Source organism: Micromonospora gifhornensis, from assembly GCF_016863515.1.
Classification (GTDB): domain Bacteria; phylum Actinomycetota; class Actinomycetes; order Mycobacteriales; family Micromonosporaceae; genus Micromonospora; species Micromonospora gifhornensis.
On sequence record NZ_BOPA01000014.1, the window covers coordinates 258,452 to 274,153 of the forward strand.

Here is a 15,702-nt window from a genome sequence, read left to right on the forward strand (position 1 = left end):
CCACCCCACCGGTCCCGTCCGCTCGGCGGGGACCGCGACCAGACAGGGAGACGACATGAGCGACGCGACCATCGGTGCTGCTCCGCAGGCTGTCGCCGGTGACATCACTAACGTGGTGGTCGGTGCCCTCGGGCAGATGTTGAGCCGCGACCCGGCGAGCATCTCCACCCAGCTACGGCTCTTCGAAGACCTCTCCTTCGACTCCACCAGCGTGCTGGAACTGCTCATCCAACTGGAGGCGGAGCTGGACGTCGAGTTCGACACCGACACCCTGGAACCGGCCGACTTCGAGACCGTCGGCGCGCTCGTCGCCTACGTCGCCGGCCAGGTTGAGGAGAACGCCTGATGTACGTCACCGCGCCGGGGCGTCGGTCGCAGACCGGCACCCCGCTGGGGCATGCCGCACCACTCGGCCTCGCCCGGGCGGTGCACCAGGTGTTCGGTCCCGGTGGGCCGTTCGGCAACGACGACCACATCTACTACCCGGACCTGATGCGTTCCTACGGCACGACCTGCCCGCCCGACGCGTTCGAGGGGCGACGCAACTCCTTCACCGACATGCTCACCGCGGTCCTGCCCCGGCTGCGTCCGTACGCCGACGGGTTCGACCTGGCCGTCCTCGCCGCCGCCACCCCCGACTCGCAGCCGGGCTTCCCGATGTGCCACCTGAGCAACCTGGTGCCCGACGCCGGGCTCGCCTTCGCCGTACTCGACCAGGGCCTGGTCACCGCGTTCACGGCGCTACAGGTGCTGGCCAACCGGTCCCGCCGCGACGGTGCTGGCCGGCTGCTACTCGTCGTGGTCGATCAGTCTGTGTTGCTGCACGACCTGCCGGTGCCGCAGCGGCTGCGCGTCGCGCGCGACGCGGTGGTCGTGCTGGCGTTCGACCCCGTGGCCGACGGCGGCCGGCTGTACCCGCCGAGCAGTGCGCCGACGGTGTCCCGGACGCCGCAGGCGGCCCTCGCCGAGGCTCTGGCCGAACAGAAACCGCAGGTACTCGTAACGGGGGCGGGCCTGGCCGGGCGACTGCCCACGGTGCCGGACGACACCCTGGTGCTGCCGGCGCCGCTCGGGCAACCGGTCACCGGAGTCTGGCAGGAGGTGGCCGCCCGGCTGCCACAGTGGCAGGTCGACGGGGCGCGCGTCCTGATCGCCGACCACGACGCCGACCAGGAGCGGCTCGCCACCTGCCTGCTTGACGTCCCGGCCGGGGGAAAGGGATGACTGTCGATGCCGTGGCCCAGTGGACCCGACCGTACGACCGGGCCCGGTCGTACGGTGTCGAGGCCGCTCTCGCCGACCTCTACGACCGGATCGCCGGGGGTTCGCTGGTCGCCGGACCCACCGGTCAGGCACTGGCACCAGGTCCGGTCGGCCGCGCCGCCGAGCGGGTGTGGCCCGGCGGGACACCGCTGCGCGGGCTCGCCGGTGTCACCACCGTCGCCCTGCCCGCGCCGGTGCGCGACGCCGACCTGACGGCCTTGCGCGGACTGCCCGGCCCGGACCGGTCCGGGTGGGCGTCGTACCGGATCTGGCTGCTCGGCCTGGCTTGGCTGCGGCTGGGCAGCTCGGCGGGGCTGCTGGACAGGATCCGCGCCCACCTGGCCGGCCGGCGGGCCGCCGACGGTCCCCTGCTGCGCCAGCAGCTCGTGCAGGCCGCCCTCGCCGAGGCGGTCACCGACCAGCTCACCGTCCAGGCGCTGCTGACCGACGCGGACCGGCCCGCCGAATCCGACCCGGACCCGTCCGCCGAATCGGTCGCCGACCTGGTGCAGGCGCACCACCAGCTGACCGCCGCGGACCACGCGCTGCTGCCGGTACTCGGCGCCGCCGGGTTCACCCAGGACGGCCCCGGACGGGCCGTGTACCTGTCCCACCTGCTCGCCGACGTGTACCTGCCGGCCCACCACGACGTGCGGCCGCCGACGTGAGGAGGTGACCACCCGTGCCCCAGCTCGACGACCGGCTGCGGCTGCTGCGCCGGCACGCCCGTGGTTGGGCCGCCGAGTTGCGCCCGTACGCCCTGGACCTGGACGGCGATCCCGACGTGGTGCTGCGGCTGCTCGACGCGCCCGCGTTCCACCACGCGGCCCACCTGCAGATCCCGGCCGCGTTCAACCCGGCGCCGCTGGTCCTGGCGGGTGAACGCTTCCTGCTCACCTCGGCGCTGGAGCGGGTGGTGTTCTGCGAGGAGATCGCCCGCGGCGACCTGGGCATGATGCTGGCGCTACCCGGCGCGTCGATGTCCGGCGTACTCGTCGCCGCCATCGGCGACCGCAGCCAGCAGGAATGGTTCTACGGCCGGCTCCTGGCCCGACCCACCTGGACCTTCTTCGCCCTCACCGAGCCTGACGGCGGCACCGACGCCGCCGGTCTGCGTACCCGTGCCACCGAGTCTACCGACGGTTCCGGTTGGCGCCTGACCGGGCGCAAGCGCTACATCAGCAACGCCCTGCGCGCGTCCATGGGAGTGGTGTTCCACCGCACCGGCGATGGGCCCCTCGGCCTCGGCGCGGCGCTGGTCGACACCACCGCCGCCGGCTTCACCGCCACCGCCGTGCCCACCCTCGGGGTGCGTGGCGCCCAGCTCGGCGCGCTGCACCTCGACGCGGTGCCGATCGCCGCCGAGCAGTTGCTCGGGCGGCACCTCTCACCGATGCGCCGGGGCAGTTGGGGCTGGCAGCGGACGTTCAACCTGCTGCGTCCCACGGTGGCGGCGATGGCCGTGGGACTGGCACAGGCCGCCTGCGACTACGTCCGCGAACACCGCCGCGTGCTGCGCCCGGACGAACGCGACGTGCTGGCGCGGGTCGCGGGGGAGATCGAGGGGGTACGCCGGCTGACCCGCCGGGCGGCCGTGGCGGTCGACGCCGACAGCGGCAGCGGGCACCTCGCCTCGGCCGCGAAGCTGCGGGCCACCCGGTTGGCCATCGGTGTGACCAGGTGGGCGCTGGGCAGCTTTGGGCCGGGCGCCCGACTCGACCAGCCGCTGCTGGACAAGTTCGCGCGGGACGCCGGGGCGCTGGAGTACATGGAGGGCACCGGCAACGTGCAACGGCTGGCGGTGGCGGCCGCACTGGACCGTGGCGCCTTCGACGGGTACCCGTCCGCCGGCGCCGCCGCCACGACGGGTGGCCGGTGACCGCACCCGGCGTGGTACACGTCTGGCGGCTCGGGCTGGAACTGCCCGCGTCGCAGGCCCGGGTCTTCGATGAACTGCTGAGCCCGGCCGAACGGGCCCGCCGGGACGGCTACGCCGACCGGGCCTTACGGCGCCGCTTCCTGGCCGTGTACGGGTCGCTGCGGGTCATCCTCGGCGCCTACCGGACAGAACCGGCCGCGCGGGTGCCGCTGCGTACCGGGCGATGGGGCAAGCCGTTGCTTGACGACGACGGGCCGCGCTTCAACATTTCGCACTCCGGACGGTGCGCGCTGCTGGCGGTGAGCGCCGAACGCGACGTCGGCGTCGACGTCGAACAGGCCCGTCCCGGCCGACTGGTCGAGCCGTTCGCCCGCCGCTACTTTCCGCCGGCCGAGGCGCGGTTGGTCGCCACGGCCGCACCGGCCGAGCGGACCGCGCTGCACCTGACGCTCTGGACCCGCAAGGAGGCGTGCGTCAAGGCCGCTGGGGACCGCCTGTTGAACGGGCTCGACCTACCGGTGGCGGGCCCCGACGGGCTGCTCGTGCAGCAGCCCGGCGGACGGCTCCCGGGCCCGTGGCGGGTACGCGACCTGCGGGTGCCACCCGGCTACCGGGGCAGCGTCGCGCTGGCCGGCACCGAGCCGTTCGACATCGAGTACCGGCACTGCCGCCCGGTGGACCTCGCCCGGGTGTCGACCGGCGCGGTGCTCGCGTCGCCAAACAACGACGCGTTCGGCGGGTGACCCCAGGTCACCCGCCGATGTCCGCCGTGACCGGCCGCCCGCTGGCGAGGCCGATCACCGGCCGACCCCGCCGTCAGCGCACCGGCACGGCCGGTCGGGCCCGCAGCGCGCCCGGCAGGTGCTGGCGGCGCATCATGTCCTCGGGGCGGTCGCGCTCGCGCACCAGGTAGGGCCGTCCATCGTGGACCAGGACCTCCGCGGGGTAGCCGTGGCTGAGGAACTGCACTGGTGAGGCGGTCGGCCCGTACGCTCCGGACCGGAGCACACCGAGCAGATCGCCGGTACGCAGCGGCGGAAGCATGACGTTCTTGCCGAGCGTGTCGTTGGGCGTACACAGCGGCCCGGTCACCTGCCACGGCTCCGCCGCTCCGGTGGCCGTGCCCAGCAACCGGATCGGGAAGTTGCGCTTGACGTAGGAGCCGATGCCGACCGCCGCCATGTGGTGGTGGGTGCCGCCGTCGGTGACCGCGAACCGTTGACCGAGCGAACTCTTGAGGTAGCGGACCCGGACCACGTAGATGCCGCTCGGTGCGGTCAGGTAGCGCCCCAGTTCCATCACCAACCGGGTACCGGGGTGCCGGGCCCGGAACTCGCCGAGCACCGGGTTGAGCAGACCGGCGAGGGTGTCGACGTCGAGGTCCTGTTCGTTGTCGAAGTACGCGACCCCCAGACCGCCGCCGACGTCGACCAGTTCCAGCGGGAAGTCGAGCCGCGCGGAGAGCCGCTCGGCCAGCTCGAAGATGCGCCGGCTGTTGTCCGCGACCACCCCTGGGTCGAGGATGCGGGTCCCCATGTAGACGTGTACGCCCATCAGCCGGACACCGGGGTAGCGGCTGCTCAGCCCGTTCTGCCGCATCAGCTCGTCCTCGTCGATGCCGAACTGCCGTGGCCGTCCGCCCATGGTCAGGCCCGAACCCTTGACGCTGAAGTTCGGATTGACCCGTAGCGCCACCGGAGCGATCGTGCCCGCCGCCCGGGCCAGGCTGTCGATGAGCCGCAGCTCACCGAGGGACTCGCAGACGATCGCGTGGATCCGCTGGGCCAGGCAGGCCTGCAACTCCTCGGCGCTCTTACCCGGGCCGAGGAAGATGATGTTCTCCGGGCGCACCCCGGCCCGGCGGGCGGTGAGCAGTTCGGTGAGGGACGAGACCTCGGCGTGCGCGCCGAGGCCGGCGAGCCGGGCGCAGATCGCCACATTGGGGTTTGCCTTCAGGGAGAAGAAGAAGTCTAGTCGGGGATCCAGCGCCGCCCGCAGCTGGCTGAACTGGGCATCCAGCACCGCCGAGTCGTATACATACAGCGGGGTGCCGTACCGCGCCGCGAGTTCCTCGTACCGCACTCCCTGCACGTCGACATCGTCTGCCATGCCACCGCCTCCCGGGTTCTGCCGTCCCTGGCCATTCTTGGCGCTGTACCGCCCAGGACAAGCCGCCAACGGGCGCTCGGACGGTCAGGGCGGGCAGCTACCGGAACACCGGTCGACGCCCCTGCGCCATACCCGTTCGCGCAGGGCAGTGGCGCGCTCAGTCGCGTCTTCTGCCCTAGCCCGGCGCGGGCGAACCTTGGTGGCACGGCGCCCGGGGAGGCCGGGCACGCATACGGCGTCGGGGCGCGCCCACCCGGCCACCGGCGCCGAGTGCACCCACCACCACGAACTGATCGGGGACGATATGCGCAACGGACAACCCGATGTCAGCGCCACGATTGGTGAGCTGATGGGCGAGGCGCTGCTGCGCGACCCGCTCGCCCCCGACGAGGACTTCTTCGACTGCGGCGGCGACTCCGTCCGAGCCGTCGACGTGCTGCAACGACTCGTCGACGTCTGCCGGCCGGCCGGGCCGGAGGCCGCCGAGGCGCTGCGATCCACTCTGTTGGAGACCATCTTCGAGGACGCGACCCCGGCCGGGTTGGCGGCGGTCTGCGCCGCCCACGCGACAGTGCCGGGGCCGGTCGGCGGAGGGCAGCGTCATTGACGGCACCGGTGCGGCCCCGGGCGAGCTGCTGACCGAGCTGCGCCGACGCAGCGACGAGCGCGCCGATGCGGCGGCCCTGCGGACCGCGACGGCGACCGGCGGCCACCTCGCCACCTGGGCGCAGCTGCACGACGCCGCGTCCGCCGTGCGGGGCTTCGCCGCGACGCTGGAGCCGGCCGCCCCGGTGCTGCTGATCGTGGACAACACCCCGGCCAGCGCGGCGACCCTGATCGGGCTGACCGCCGCCGGTGTGGACGTACTGCCGGTCGAGGAGGTCAGCTCCCACCTGGCCGACCTGCTCGCGCCCAGCCGCAACCCGGGCGTACGGACCGTGGTCGGCCCGGCCCGCGCCGCCGGCACCCAGCCCGCGGGGATCGCCTTCCTGCGCTACGAGCGCTGCCGGGCCCAGCCCGACGAAGCCAGCGCACCCCGGGCCCGCCGCCTCGGCGAGGTGCTCCAGCTGACCTCCGGTTCGGCCGGCGAACCCAAGATCGTTCGTCATTCGCTGGCCAACGTGTGGCAGGGCGGGCACACCTACCGCCAGATCCTCGACCTGACCCCGGCCGACGTGGTCGTCGCCGCGGTGCCGTTGGCGCACTCGTTCGGCCTGGTCGGCGCGCTCACCGCGGCGATCGTCTCCGGCGCCGAACTGCGTACCACGCAGCGGTTCCAGCCGGGTCGGCTCGCCGACATGCTCGCCGCCGAGGCGACCGTGCTGTTCGGCACCCCGCAGGTGTACCGGCTGCTCACCCCGGTCATGCACCGCCGCCCCACGCCGGCCCGGCTGCGGGCCGCGGTGTCGTCGGGCGGACCACTTTCCGCCGACCTCGGCGTCCGGGCGCGCGCGGTGCTCGGTGTACCGGTGCGCCAGTTCTACGGCAGCACCGAAACCGGCCTGATCAGCTACCAGCCGGACCTCGACGGCGAGCTGCCCGACCCGTCGGTCGGCGTACCGGTGCCCGGGGTACGGCTGCGGCTGACCCGCGCGGAGCCGGACGACCCGACCGGCGCCGGCCAGCTGTCGGTGTACACGCCGACGCTGTTCCACGGCTATCTCGGCGGGTCCGGTCCGGTGTGCACACCGGACGGGTTCTACGACACCGGTGACCTGGCCCGCCTCGACGCCGACGGCCGGCTGCACCTGCTCGGCCGCAAGGACACCTTCGTCAACGTCGGCGGCCGCAAGGTCAACCCGACGCGGGTGGCGCGGATCCTCGGCGAGCACCCCGAGGTGCGGGAGGCCTTCGTCTTCGGCCTGACCGACGCCGACGGGGAGCAGCGGGTGCACGCGGCGGTGGTGCTCGGACCCGGCACCGACCGGGCGGACCTCGCCGAACACTGCCGGGCGCGTGGTCTGGCCCCGTACGAGGTGCCGCACGAACTCCATCCGCTGGACCGGCTGCCCCGGACCGCGATGGGCAAGGTCGACCGGCAGGCCGTCATCGCGGCCGTGACCGCCGTACCGATCGGAAGCGAGGTTTGAGATGACCCACCCCACGTTCCCACGACCGTGGACTCCCGCCGACGGGCCGGACGGCCCCGTCGCCGTCATCGGCCTCGGGTACGTCGGCCTGACCCTGGCGGTGAGCCTGGCCCGGGCGGGCGTGTCCGTCGTCGGCGTGGAGGCCGACCCGAGGACCCGGGCGGCGTTGCGGGCCGGAACACCGGCACTGTTCGAGCCCGGTGTCGACGAACTGCTGCGCAGCCTGCCGGCGGACCGGCTGACCGTCACCGACACGTTGGCCGGCGTCACGCCGTCCGCGATCGTCATCTGTGTCGGCACCCCGCTCGACACCGGCACCGGCCGGCCGGACCTGCGCCACTTCACCGCCGCCGCTGAGACCGCCGCCGCCGCCACCACCGCGGACACCCTCGTCGTGGTGCGCAGCACCGTCCCGGTCGGGACGACCCGGCGCGTCCTGCTGCCGCTGCTGCGCGCCCGGGTCGACGAGCCGCTGCTCGCCTTCTGCCCCGAACGCACCATTCAGGGCCGCGCGCTGGCCGAACTGGCCAGCCTTCCGCAGGTCGTCGGCGGTTTGGACGACCGCTCCGCCGACCGTGCCCGGCGGCTGTTCGCCCGGCTCACTCCCGAACAGGTCGGCACCGCCGATCTGGAGACGGCCGAGCTGGTCAAGCTGGCCTGCAACGCCCACACCGACCTGCTGTACGGCTTCGGCAACGAGCTGGCGATGATCGCCGAGGCGCTCGGCGTGGACGCCACCGAGGTCATCGCCGCCGCGAACCTGAACTATCCCCGGCCCGACCTGGCCCGGCCCGGGTTCGTCGGTGGCAGCTGCCTGACCAAGGACCCGTACCTGCTGATGTACTCGGCCGGAACCGCCGGATACCACCCGACGCTGGTGGCCGCCGCCCGCGCCGTCAACGAGCAGGTGCCGCACCTGGTGACCGAACGGGTTCTCAAGGCCCTGGCCGCCACCGGCCGGGTGCCGGCCGACGCGAAGGTCCTGGTCTGCGGGATGGCCTACAAGGGCCGGCCGGAGACCGACGACGTGCGGGGCTCGGCCGCCACGGTCGTCGCGGACGGCCTGCGCGAGCGGGTGCGGCTGCTGGCCGGCCACGACTACCTGGTCTCCGACACCGTCACCGCCGGGCTCGGGTACATCCCGATGTCCCTCGCCGACGGTTTGGCCGGCGCAGACGCCCTGGTGCTCCTGGTGGACCACCCGCGCTACCGCGCCGAGATCGACGCCGCGCTGCTGCGTCGCACCATGAACCGTCCCGCGCTGGTGGTCGACGTCTGGGGCGACCTGGCGTCGTCGCTGTCCGGGGTGGCCGAGGTGGACTACCGGGGGCTGGGCCGTGGCTGACCGGATCCTGATCACCGGCGGAGCCGGTTTCGTCGGCCTGCACCTCGCCCGCCGTCTGCTGCGCGACGGAGCGGACGTGACCCTACTCGACGACCTGTCCCGTGGCCGGGCCGACCGGGACCTCGACCAGGTCCGCGCCGACGCCCGCCTGGTCCGGCACGACCTGACCACCCCGATCCCCGCGGACCTGCTGATCGACGACTTCGACGAGGTCTACCACCTGGCCGCGGTCGTCGGGGTACGGCAGAACAGCGAGAACCCGTCGCTGGCACTCAACGTGAACCTGCGGGCCGTGCTGAACCTGATCGACTGGTGCCGGCGTCGCCCACCCGGGCGGGTCTACCTCAGCTCCACGAGCGAGGTCGCCGACGGCGCCGCCCGCCTCGGCTTGGCGCCGTTCCCGGTGCCGGAGGACGTGCCCTTCGTACTGCCCGACCCGTCGCTGCCCCGGGCCTCCTACGGGCTCAGCAAGATCGTCGCCGAGACGCTGCTGCGCCAGTGCGCCGACCTGTTTCCGGTAAGGATCGGCCGCTACCACAACATCTACGGTCCCCGGATGGGGCACGACCACGTGATACCCCACTTCGTGGCCCGGGCACTGGCCCGCAAGGATCCCTTCCCCATCTACGGGGCGACCCAGACCCGCGCCTTCTGTCACATCGACGACGCCGTCGACGCGACTATCGGCCTGACCCGCCTGCCCGGCTCCGAACCGGTCGTGGCCAACATCGGCAACGACACCGAGGAGATCGTGATCCGGGAACTGGCCGAGCGTGTCAGCCGACTGGCCGGCTATACCCCCACCTTCGAGGTCTTCGACCCCCCGCCCGGCTCCCCGGACCGGCGGCTACCCGACCTCGGCCGGCTGCGAGGCACCCTCGGGTACGCACCTCGCGTCAACCTGGACCGAGGGCTGCGGCAGACCTTCGACTGGTACGCGGCCACCCTCACCGCCGACCCGACCCCCGCCGCGCCGGCGCTCGTCAGGGACCACTCATGAGCTTCGAGATCCGCGACGGTGAGCTGTGGCGCGACGGCGCACCGTTCTCCGTCGCCGGGGTCGACTACCACCCGTCGGCGGCCGGCTGCCGGATCTGGACCGACTGGGATCCATCGGCCCTGCGCCGCGACTTCCGGGCGATGGTCGACGCGGGACTGAACACCGTACGGCTCTTCCTGTTCTGGCGGGACTTCGAACCGGCGCCCGGCCGGCACGACCCGGTCGTCCTCGACCGGCTGCGTACCGCCGTCGACCTGGCCGCCGAAGCCGGGTTGGCCTGTGTGCTCTCCCTGTTGACGATCTGGATGAATGGGCAGCGCCTGGAGTTGTCCTGGCGGCCGGGCCGTGGCTTTTTCGACGACGCGCAACTGCTGGAGCGGCAACGGGCCTACGCCCGGCGGGTAGCCCTCGCGTTACGCGGGGCCGGCAACGTGCTGGCCGTGGACCTCGGTGACGAGATCGCCAACGTCGACCCCGGTGCCGCCCGGCTGCCCCGGGAAACCGTCGCCGCATGGCAGACCGGGCTGGCCGAGACGTTGCGCGCGGAGCTTCCCGGGTTGCTGGTGACACAGGCCAACGACGCCTCCGGGGTGCTCGGCGCCGCGCCGTTCGGTCCGGACAACGCCACCGGGCTGGACCTGATCGCGCTGCACGGCTTCCCCACCTGGGCGCCGGTGTCGATCGAGTCGACCAGCTGCTACAAGGCGACCAGCCTGGTGCCGTTCCTGGTCCGCTACGCGCGGGCGTTCGGGGTGCCGCTCGTCGACGAGCTGACCAGCTACGGCACCGACGAGGCCACCACGGCGGCCTACCTGCGTGCCGCCACGGCCTCCGCCCTGGGCAACGGCGCTGCCGGCGTGCTGGCCTGGTGCTGGCAGGACATCGCCTCCACTGCGGAGCCCTACCAGCAGCGACCCGGTGAGCGCTTCGTGGGTCTGCACCGGCTCGACGGGACACCCCGGCCGGCGATGGCCGGGCTACGCCGGGCGCTGCGGGCGGCTTCCCGGCTGCGACCCGGCCCGCGCCGGGCTCCGGTCGCGCTCTACCTGCCGGAACGGGCCCGCGTCGACGGCGGGTCGTACCTGGACACGGGGGTCGGCACGGTGGCCACCTTCTACGCCTACCTCCTGCTCAAACGGGCACACCTGGACGTCGACATCGTCGCCGGTGACCTGACCGGCTACCGGCTGGTGGTCTGCCCGTCGGTCGGTCACGTCACCCTGACCGACCTGGACCGGCTGGCCGGCGCGGCCCGCCACGGCGCGACCGTGTACTACTCGATGGCCGACCACCTGCACGGGTTTCCGGGGTCCGACCTGGCCGGTGCCGAACCGGTCGACTACACCCTGCTCGCGGCCGGACGCGAGTACGTCGAGTGGGACGCCGATCGGTGGGCGATCGACTGGGCCGGTGCCGGAGTCCGGCCGTCGGTGCTTTCGGTGACCACCGGGCAGGTGCTCGGTCGCTACCCGGACGGCACCCCGGCCCTGGTACGCAACGCGGTCGGCGCCGGTCAGGTGGTGTTCTGCGCGGCTCCGTTCGAGCGCCAGCTCGACGTGCCCGGTCGGCTCACCGCCGCCGCCTGGGAGGGCCTGTACCGGCAGGTCGCCACGCTGGCGGGGCTGGCGCCCGAGGTCGACTGCGCCGATCCGGACGTGGAAATCCTGCCCGGGCGGGCCGGCGACCCGCACGAGGTGCTGTTGGTCAACCACGCGCCGACCGTGCGCCGCGTCCAACTGCGTTGGCAGCCGCCCGCCGGCCGACCGGTGTGCCAGGAGGTGGTCCTCGACGGCAAGGACTGGCGGCTGCTCGCCGGGCCGCGCGAGCTGCGACCCGACGACGTTGCGTCCGTCCACGAACAGCCAGCCCCGCACTGACCCGCGTCCGCCGCCGAGCGGGGATGCTTCATCGATTGGAGACCACCATGCCCATCACTGTCCCCGGCGAGCGGTCCCTGGCCGGAGCCGAGAACGCGGTGCCCGCCTTCATGTTCGACATGCTCTCGGCCTGGGGTTTCCGGGCCGTCACCCTGGCCTTCCGCACCGGTGTGCTGGCGGCGCTCGCCGACGAGGAGCTGACCGCCGAGCAGGTGGCCGACCGGGCGGGCCTCGATCCCCGCGGCACGGCGTTCCTGCTCGACTGTCTCGACTGCCTGGGCTACGTCTCCCAGGTCGGTGACCGGTACGCGGCCACCGACACGACCAACGAGTTACTGCCGATGATCAGCATGGGCATCCCGTACTTCGAGAAGATCGTCTTCACTGACTGGGCGAACCTTGAGAGCCGCCTGCGCGGCGACCTGACCCTTGCGTTCGAGCCGGAGCAGCCGCGTACGCCGCGCTGGCTGGCCAAGGAGTGGCGGGTGTTCCAGGACGGCATGGTGGCCCTCACCAACATGAACATCGACGAGGTGCTGGAGCGGATACCGGTGCCGGATCCGGCGGGGCACCTGCTGGATCTCGGTGGCGGCTACGGGCTCTACAGCATCGCGATCTGCCGCCGGCACCCACAGCTGCGCGCGACCATCTTCGAGATCCCGGAGATGCAACGGCTCGCCAACCGGGCCATCGTCGAGAACGACATGGCCGACCGGATCGACTTCCGGGCCGGCGACTTCTTCACCGACGACCTGGGCAGCACCTCCATGGCGCTGCTGTTCAACGTCATCCACTCCAAGAGCCACCGCCAGAATCGGGAACTGGTCGCCCGCACCGCCGCCGCCCTGCAGCCCGGCGGCCTGCTGGTGCTTCTCGACCAGTTCCCCGCCCCGGAACTGGGTCCGATCGGACGTAGCTTCGGCGCCATGATGGCGCTGAGCATGTTCAACAGCGTCGGCCAGCAGACGTACCCGCTCGACGAGGTACGCGACTGGCTCACCGCCGCCGGGCTGGTCGACGTGGAGTTCCACGCGGTGCGCAGCGCACCCGGCAACGGACTGTTCCTCGCCCGCAAGCCCGCCCGGTAGGACGCCGATGTCCACCCCCGAACAGGCCGTTACCTCGACGACGCTCGAGTCCGTGGTGCGACAGGCCAGCCGGGTACCCGACGAGCATCGGGCCTTTGAGACGTCGCTGGAGCACGCGGCCCAGTTCCACCGGCTGCCCCGGGCCTGCCTGGAGCAGCTGGTCGAGCTGGGTTTCCCGCACTCGTCGAACGCCGACGGCCTGCTCTTCGACCGGTACGACTTGCGTAACGCGGCACTTCAGCTGGGTGTGCGGTCACCACAGCGGTCCACGTACGAGGCGATGGCGGCGGCTCTGCGGGCCAACGGGGCCGCGGCCACCACGCGCCGTACGGTGATCGTGCGCGCGTACTGCCCGGCACGGGAGCACTGCACCGGCTGTTCTTTCCACCTGGACCCGGCGGTGACGTCCGCGCCGCAGGTCGTCGCGACCCGGCGACCCGAGGCGGCCCGGTTCGAGGTCGACCTCGACCTCGCCCCGGCCGCCGCACCCACGGCGCCCACTCCCGGGCAACGGCGCCTCTTCGCCGAGGCGGCGCAGCTGCGGTTCCACCTGCTGCCACCGGGACTCACCACCGATCTCGGATTCGTGCGGGAGACCGGCCTGGCCGACTGCACCCTCGCAGTGCGCCACCTGGTTTCCCGGGGCGGCGAACTCGGCGTGCCGGTCCGGGCGGCCACCGGACTGTGCCTGTCGCGCCCTTTCGCCAACCGGCACCACTGGCTGGAGCTGCGGGACGCCGAGGGCCGCTGGTGGCCGGCGGACCCGTTCTTCCTCCACACGCTGGTGGGCTGGGGACTGCTCGGCGACGACTGGCCCGCCCACCGCAGCCCCGGCGACGCGTACTGGCGGGTGGACCTGGGCCTGGATGTCCCGTTCCTGCGCCATGTGGGCGCGACCGGCGGTGCGTCGGCGCCTGAGCGGCTGGGGCCGGCCTACTTCCTCGTCCAGTGACCCGGTGACCCCTGGCCGTCCGATCACCCGACCCGAGGAGAGGGCAACATGATCATTGTCGGTAGCGAGGCCGAGCCCCTGCGCGATCTGGTGGGGCAGCATCTCGGCTTCAGCGAGTGGATGTCGATCGACCAGGAACAGGTGGACCGCTTCGCCGAGGCGATCGGCGACCACCAGTGGATTCACGTCGATCCGAAGCGGGCCGCCGACGGCCCGTTCGGCGGCACCGTCGTCCACGGGTTCCTCATCCTCGCCCTGACCTCCCGGGTACTGGAGCAGGTACTCGTCCCCGAGGGCGTACGCATGAAGGTGAACTACGGCTGTGACCGGGTCCGCTTCCTGTCGCCCGTGCTCGTCGGCTCCCGGATCCGGGCGGGGGTCCGGCTGCGTGAGGTCCGGCCGCTGCGCAGCGGCGTCCGGCTGGCCCTGAGCCTGACCTTCGAGACGGATCGGCGCCGGGTACCGGTCTGCGTCGCGCAGGTGCTGGTGCACAACTACGCCTGAGGATCCGCGGTGGTGCCGGCCCCGACAGCCGGAGCTGGCACCACCCGGTTCAGGACCGGGACGCGCCGTCGTCCTGCCGTCCGGCGACGAACCCCGCCAGGTCGGCGACGGTCTCCATGTGCAACCAGTCCACCTGGCCGACCATCGGCCGGCCGAGGTCTTCCTCCAGCCGCATCAACAGTTCGAGGATCATGGCCGAGTTCAGGCCGAGCTCCATGAAGATCCTGGTGTCGCCGGTCAGCCTCGCCGCATCGATCCGTGTCATCTCGATCAGCAGCCGGATGATGGTCGCCTCGACCGAGGCGGCAGTGGGTGGGGAGATCATGATGTGCTCCGTCCAGTCGATGGGGGTTCGGTTGGTCGGGCTGGGACCGGCAGCGCGGAGGTGTCCCGGGTGCGGGCGGCGCCATTCAGCGCTCCCGCAGACAACTCAGCAGCGCCCGCCCGGCCAGTACGGCGTCGTCGTCGGACATCCGGCTGTGCAGCGGCAGCGACAGCAGCCGCGGCGCCACCGCGTCGGTCACGGTCAGCGCCGAACGACCCGCGCCCGCGCTGTCCCGGTAGGCCGACAGGTGGTGCACCGGGGGATAGTGCACCGAGGTCTGGATGCCGGCGGCGGCGAGTACCTCGCGTACCGCGCCCCGGTCGGTCCCCTCGGGCAGCACGACCGGCATCAGGTGCAGCGCGGAGTCGCCGGTCCTCCCGGCGAACGGCAGCACCAGCTCGGGTGCCGCCGCGAGCACCTCCCGGTACGTCGCGACCAGTTCCCGGCGCCGCTGCCGGTCCCGGTCGAGCCGGCCCAACTGGACTCGCCCCAACGCGGCCGAGACCTCCGTCGGCCGGTAGTTCAGCCCGATCCCGGCGACGTCGTAGCTGGCGTCGCCCGTGCTGAGCCGGTCCCAGGTGGAGGTGGTCAGGTGGTGTGAGCGGGCCAGCCGGATCCGGTCCCGGACCGCCTGGTCGCGGGCGAGCACCATGCCACCCTCGCCGCTGGTGACGTTCTTGGTGGCGAAGAAGCTGAAGCAGCCGATGTCACCGTGCGTCCCGAGCATCCGCCCGTCGTACTCGACGACCGGGGCGTGTGCGGCGTCCTCGATCAGGACCGCGCCGTGCCGGTCGCAGACCATCCGCAGCGCGGCCAGGTCCGCCGGGTAGCCGGCGTAGTGCATCGCGACGACGGCTCGGGTCCGTGCGGTGATTAGCCGCGCCACGTCCACCGGATCCACGGTGAGGTCGTCCGGGGCGCACACGTCGGCGAGAACCGGGGTGGCGCCGGCCAGCGCCACCACCGCGGCGGAGGCCACGAACGTCAACGCCGGCATGATCACCTCATCGGCCGGTCCCAGGTCGAGGGCCATCACCGCCAGGTGCAGCGCGGCCGTACCACTGCTGACCGCGACCGCGTCGTCGGCGCCGATCCGGTCGGCGAACTCCCGCTCGAAGGCAGCGGTCTGCGCGCCGGCCGAGAGCCAGCGCGAGCGCAGAACCTCGGTGACCGCGGCGATCTCCTGCTCGTCGACGGTGTTGTCGGCCAGGGTGACCCGCCAACGCGGGGCGGTCGGTGCGCTCATCGGTGCGTCCTTTCAGGCGGTGGG

16 protein-coding genes are annotated in these 15,702 nt (G+C 72.7%); 13 read left to right on the top strand and 3 right to left on the bottom strand.

All coding sequences use genetic code 11. The features are described 5' to 3' along the window. Positions 1–55 precede the first annotated feature (55 nt). The 5 genes from Vgi01_RS09370 to Vgi01_RS09390 are packed head-to-tail and all read left to right on the top strand — an operon-like array spanning position 56 to position 3,885. Entirely contained in the window at positions 56–346 is a 291-nt protein-coding gene (locus Vgi01_RS09370; protein WP_102659328.1) for an acyl carrier protein, read from the top strand. After that, positions 346–1,224 (top strand): hypothetical protein, encoded by an 879-nt coding sequence (locus tag Vgi01_RS09375; RefSeq protein WP_204290728.1) that lies wholly within the window; start codon positions 346–348, stop codon positions 1,222–1,224. The genes Vgi01_RS09370 and Vgi01_RS09375 overlap by 1 nt, the downstream gene beginning before the upstream one ends. Beyond that, a complete protein-coding gene (locus Vgi01_RS09380) occupies positions 1,221–1,931 on the top strand; it encodes an acyl-CoA dehydrogenase family protein (RefSeq protein ID WP_102659330.1) in 711 nt (236 codons plus the stop codon). The genes Vgi01_RS09375 and Vgi01_RS09380 overlap by 4 nt, the downstream gene beginning before the upstream one ends. 14 nt (positions 1,932–1,945) lie before the next feature. Continuing rightward, positions 1,946–3,142, top strand: coding sequence for an acyl-CoA dehydrogenase family protein (locus Vgi01_RS09385; protein WP_102659331.1), 1,197 nt, complete (start codon positions 1,946–1,948; stop codon positions 3,140–3,142). Continuing rightward, on the top strand, positions 3,139–3,885 hold the full coding sequence (locus Vgi01_RS09390) for a 4'-phosphopantetheinyl transferase family protein (protein WP_204290729.1): 747 nt from the start codon (positions 3,139–3,141) through the stop codon (positions 3,883–3,885). The genes Vgi01_RS09385 and Vgi01_RS09390 overlap by 4 nt, the downstream gene beginning before the upstream one ends. 73 nt (positions 3,886–3,958) lie before the next feature. On the opposite strand, the gene Vgi01_RS09395 is transcribed toward Vgi01_RS09390, so the two are convergent. Further along, positions 3,959–5,251, bottom strand: coding sequence for a type III PLP-dependent enzyme (locus Vgi01_RS09395; RefSeq protein ID WP_102659333.1), 1,293 nt, complete (start codon positions 5,249–5,251; stop codon positions 3,959–3,961). Positions 5,252–5,600: 349 nt separating this feature from the next. Between Vgi01_RS09395 and Vgi01_RS09400 the strand changes: the two genes are divergently transcribed. Genes Vgi01_RS09400 through Vgi01_RS09435 form a run of 8 tightly spaced genes read left to right on the top strand, consistent with a single transcriptional unit; the run spans position 5,601 to position 14,107 of the window. Next, complete coding sequence (locus Vgi01_RS09400) at positions 5,601–5,858, top strand: acyl carrier protein (protein ID WP_233196920.1); 258 nt, start codon at positions 5,601–5,603, stop codon at positions 5,856–5,858. 37 nt (positions 5,859–5,895) lie between these two features. Then, positions 5,896–7,341: a class I adenylate-forming enzyme family protein gene (locus Vgi01_RS09405; RefSeq protein ID WP_275409899.1), complete on the top strand. Its 1,446-nt coding sequence runs from the start codon at positions 5,896–5,898 to the stop codon at positions 7,339–7,341. Between the two features lies 1 nt (position 7,342). Next, on the top strand, positions 7,343–8,686 hold the full coding sequence (locus Vgi01_RS09410) for a nucleotide sugar dehydrogenase (RefSeq protein WP_204290731.1): 1,344 nt from the start codon (positions 7,343–7,345) through the stop codon (positions 8,684–8,686). Then, positions 8,679–9,686, top strand: coding sequence for an NAD-dependent epimerase/dehydratase family protein (locus Vgi01_RS09415; protein WP_102659337.1), 1,008 nt, complete (start codon positions 8,679–8,681; stop codon positions 9,684–9,686). The genes Vgi01_RS09410 and Vgi01_RS09415 overlap by 8 nt, the downstream gene beginning before the upstream one ends. Beyond that, the gene (locus tag Vgi01_RS09420; protein ID WP_204290732.1) at positions 9,683–11,563 is read left to right on the top strand and encodes a beta-galactosidase trimerization domain-containing protein; all 1,881 of its coding nucleotides are present in this window, start codon (positions 9,683–9,685) and stop codon (positions 11,561–11,563) included. Before Vgi01_RS09415 ends, Vgi01_RS09420 begins: the two co-directional genes overlap by 4 nt. Positions 11,564–11,610: 47 nt before the next feature. Next, the gene (locus tag Vgi01_RS09425) at positions 11,611–12,651 is read left to right on the top strand and encodes a methyltransferase (protein WP_158244919.1); all 1,041 of its coding nucleotides are present in this window, start codon (positions 11,611–11,613) and stop codon (positions 12,649–12,651) included. 7 nt (positions 12,652–12,658) lie between these two features. Then, entirely contained in the window at positions 12,659–13,603 is a 945-nt protein-coding gene (locus Vgi01_RS09430) for a hypothetical protein (RefSeq protein ID WP_204290733.1), read from the top strand. 48 nt (positions 13,604–13,651) lie between these two features. Continuing rightward, positions 13,652–14,107 carry a MaoC family dehydratase gene (locus Vgi01_RS09435; protein ID WP_102659341.1) on the top strand — a complete coding sequence of 152 codons (456 nt, stop codon included), beginning with the start codon at positions 13,652–13,654 and terminating at the stop codon, positions 14,105–14,107. Between the two features lie 49 nt (positions 14,108–14,156). Here the strand turns inward: Vgi01_RS09435 and Vgi01_RS09440 are convergent, their stop codons facing one another. Next, positions 14,157–14,432, bottom strand: coding sequence for an acyl carrier protein (locus Vgi01_RS09440; RefSeq protein ID WP_102659342.1), 276 nt, complete (start codon positions 14,430–14,432; stop codon positions 14,157–14,159). 85 nt (positions 14,433–14,517) lie between these two features. Then, positions 14,518–15,678 carry a DegT/DnrJ/EryC1/StrS family aminotransferase gene (locus Vgi01_RS09445; protein WP_204290734.1) on the bottom strand — a complete coding sequence of 387 codons (1,161 nt, stop codon included), beginning with the start codon at positions 15,676–15,678 and terminating at the stop codon, positions 14,518–14,520. Between the last annotated feature and the right edge of the window lie 24 nt (positions 15,679–15,702).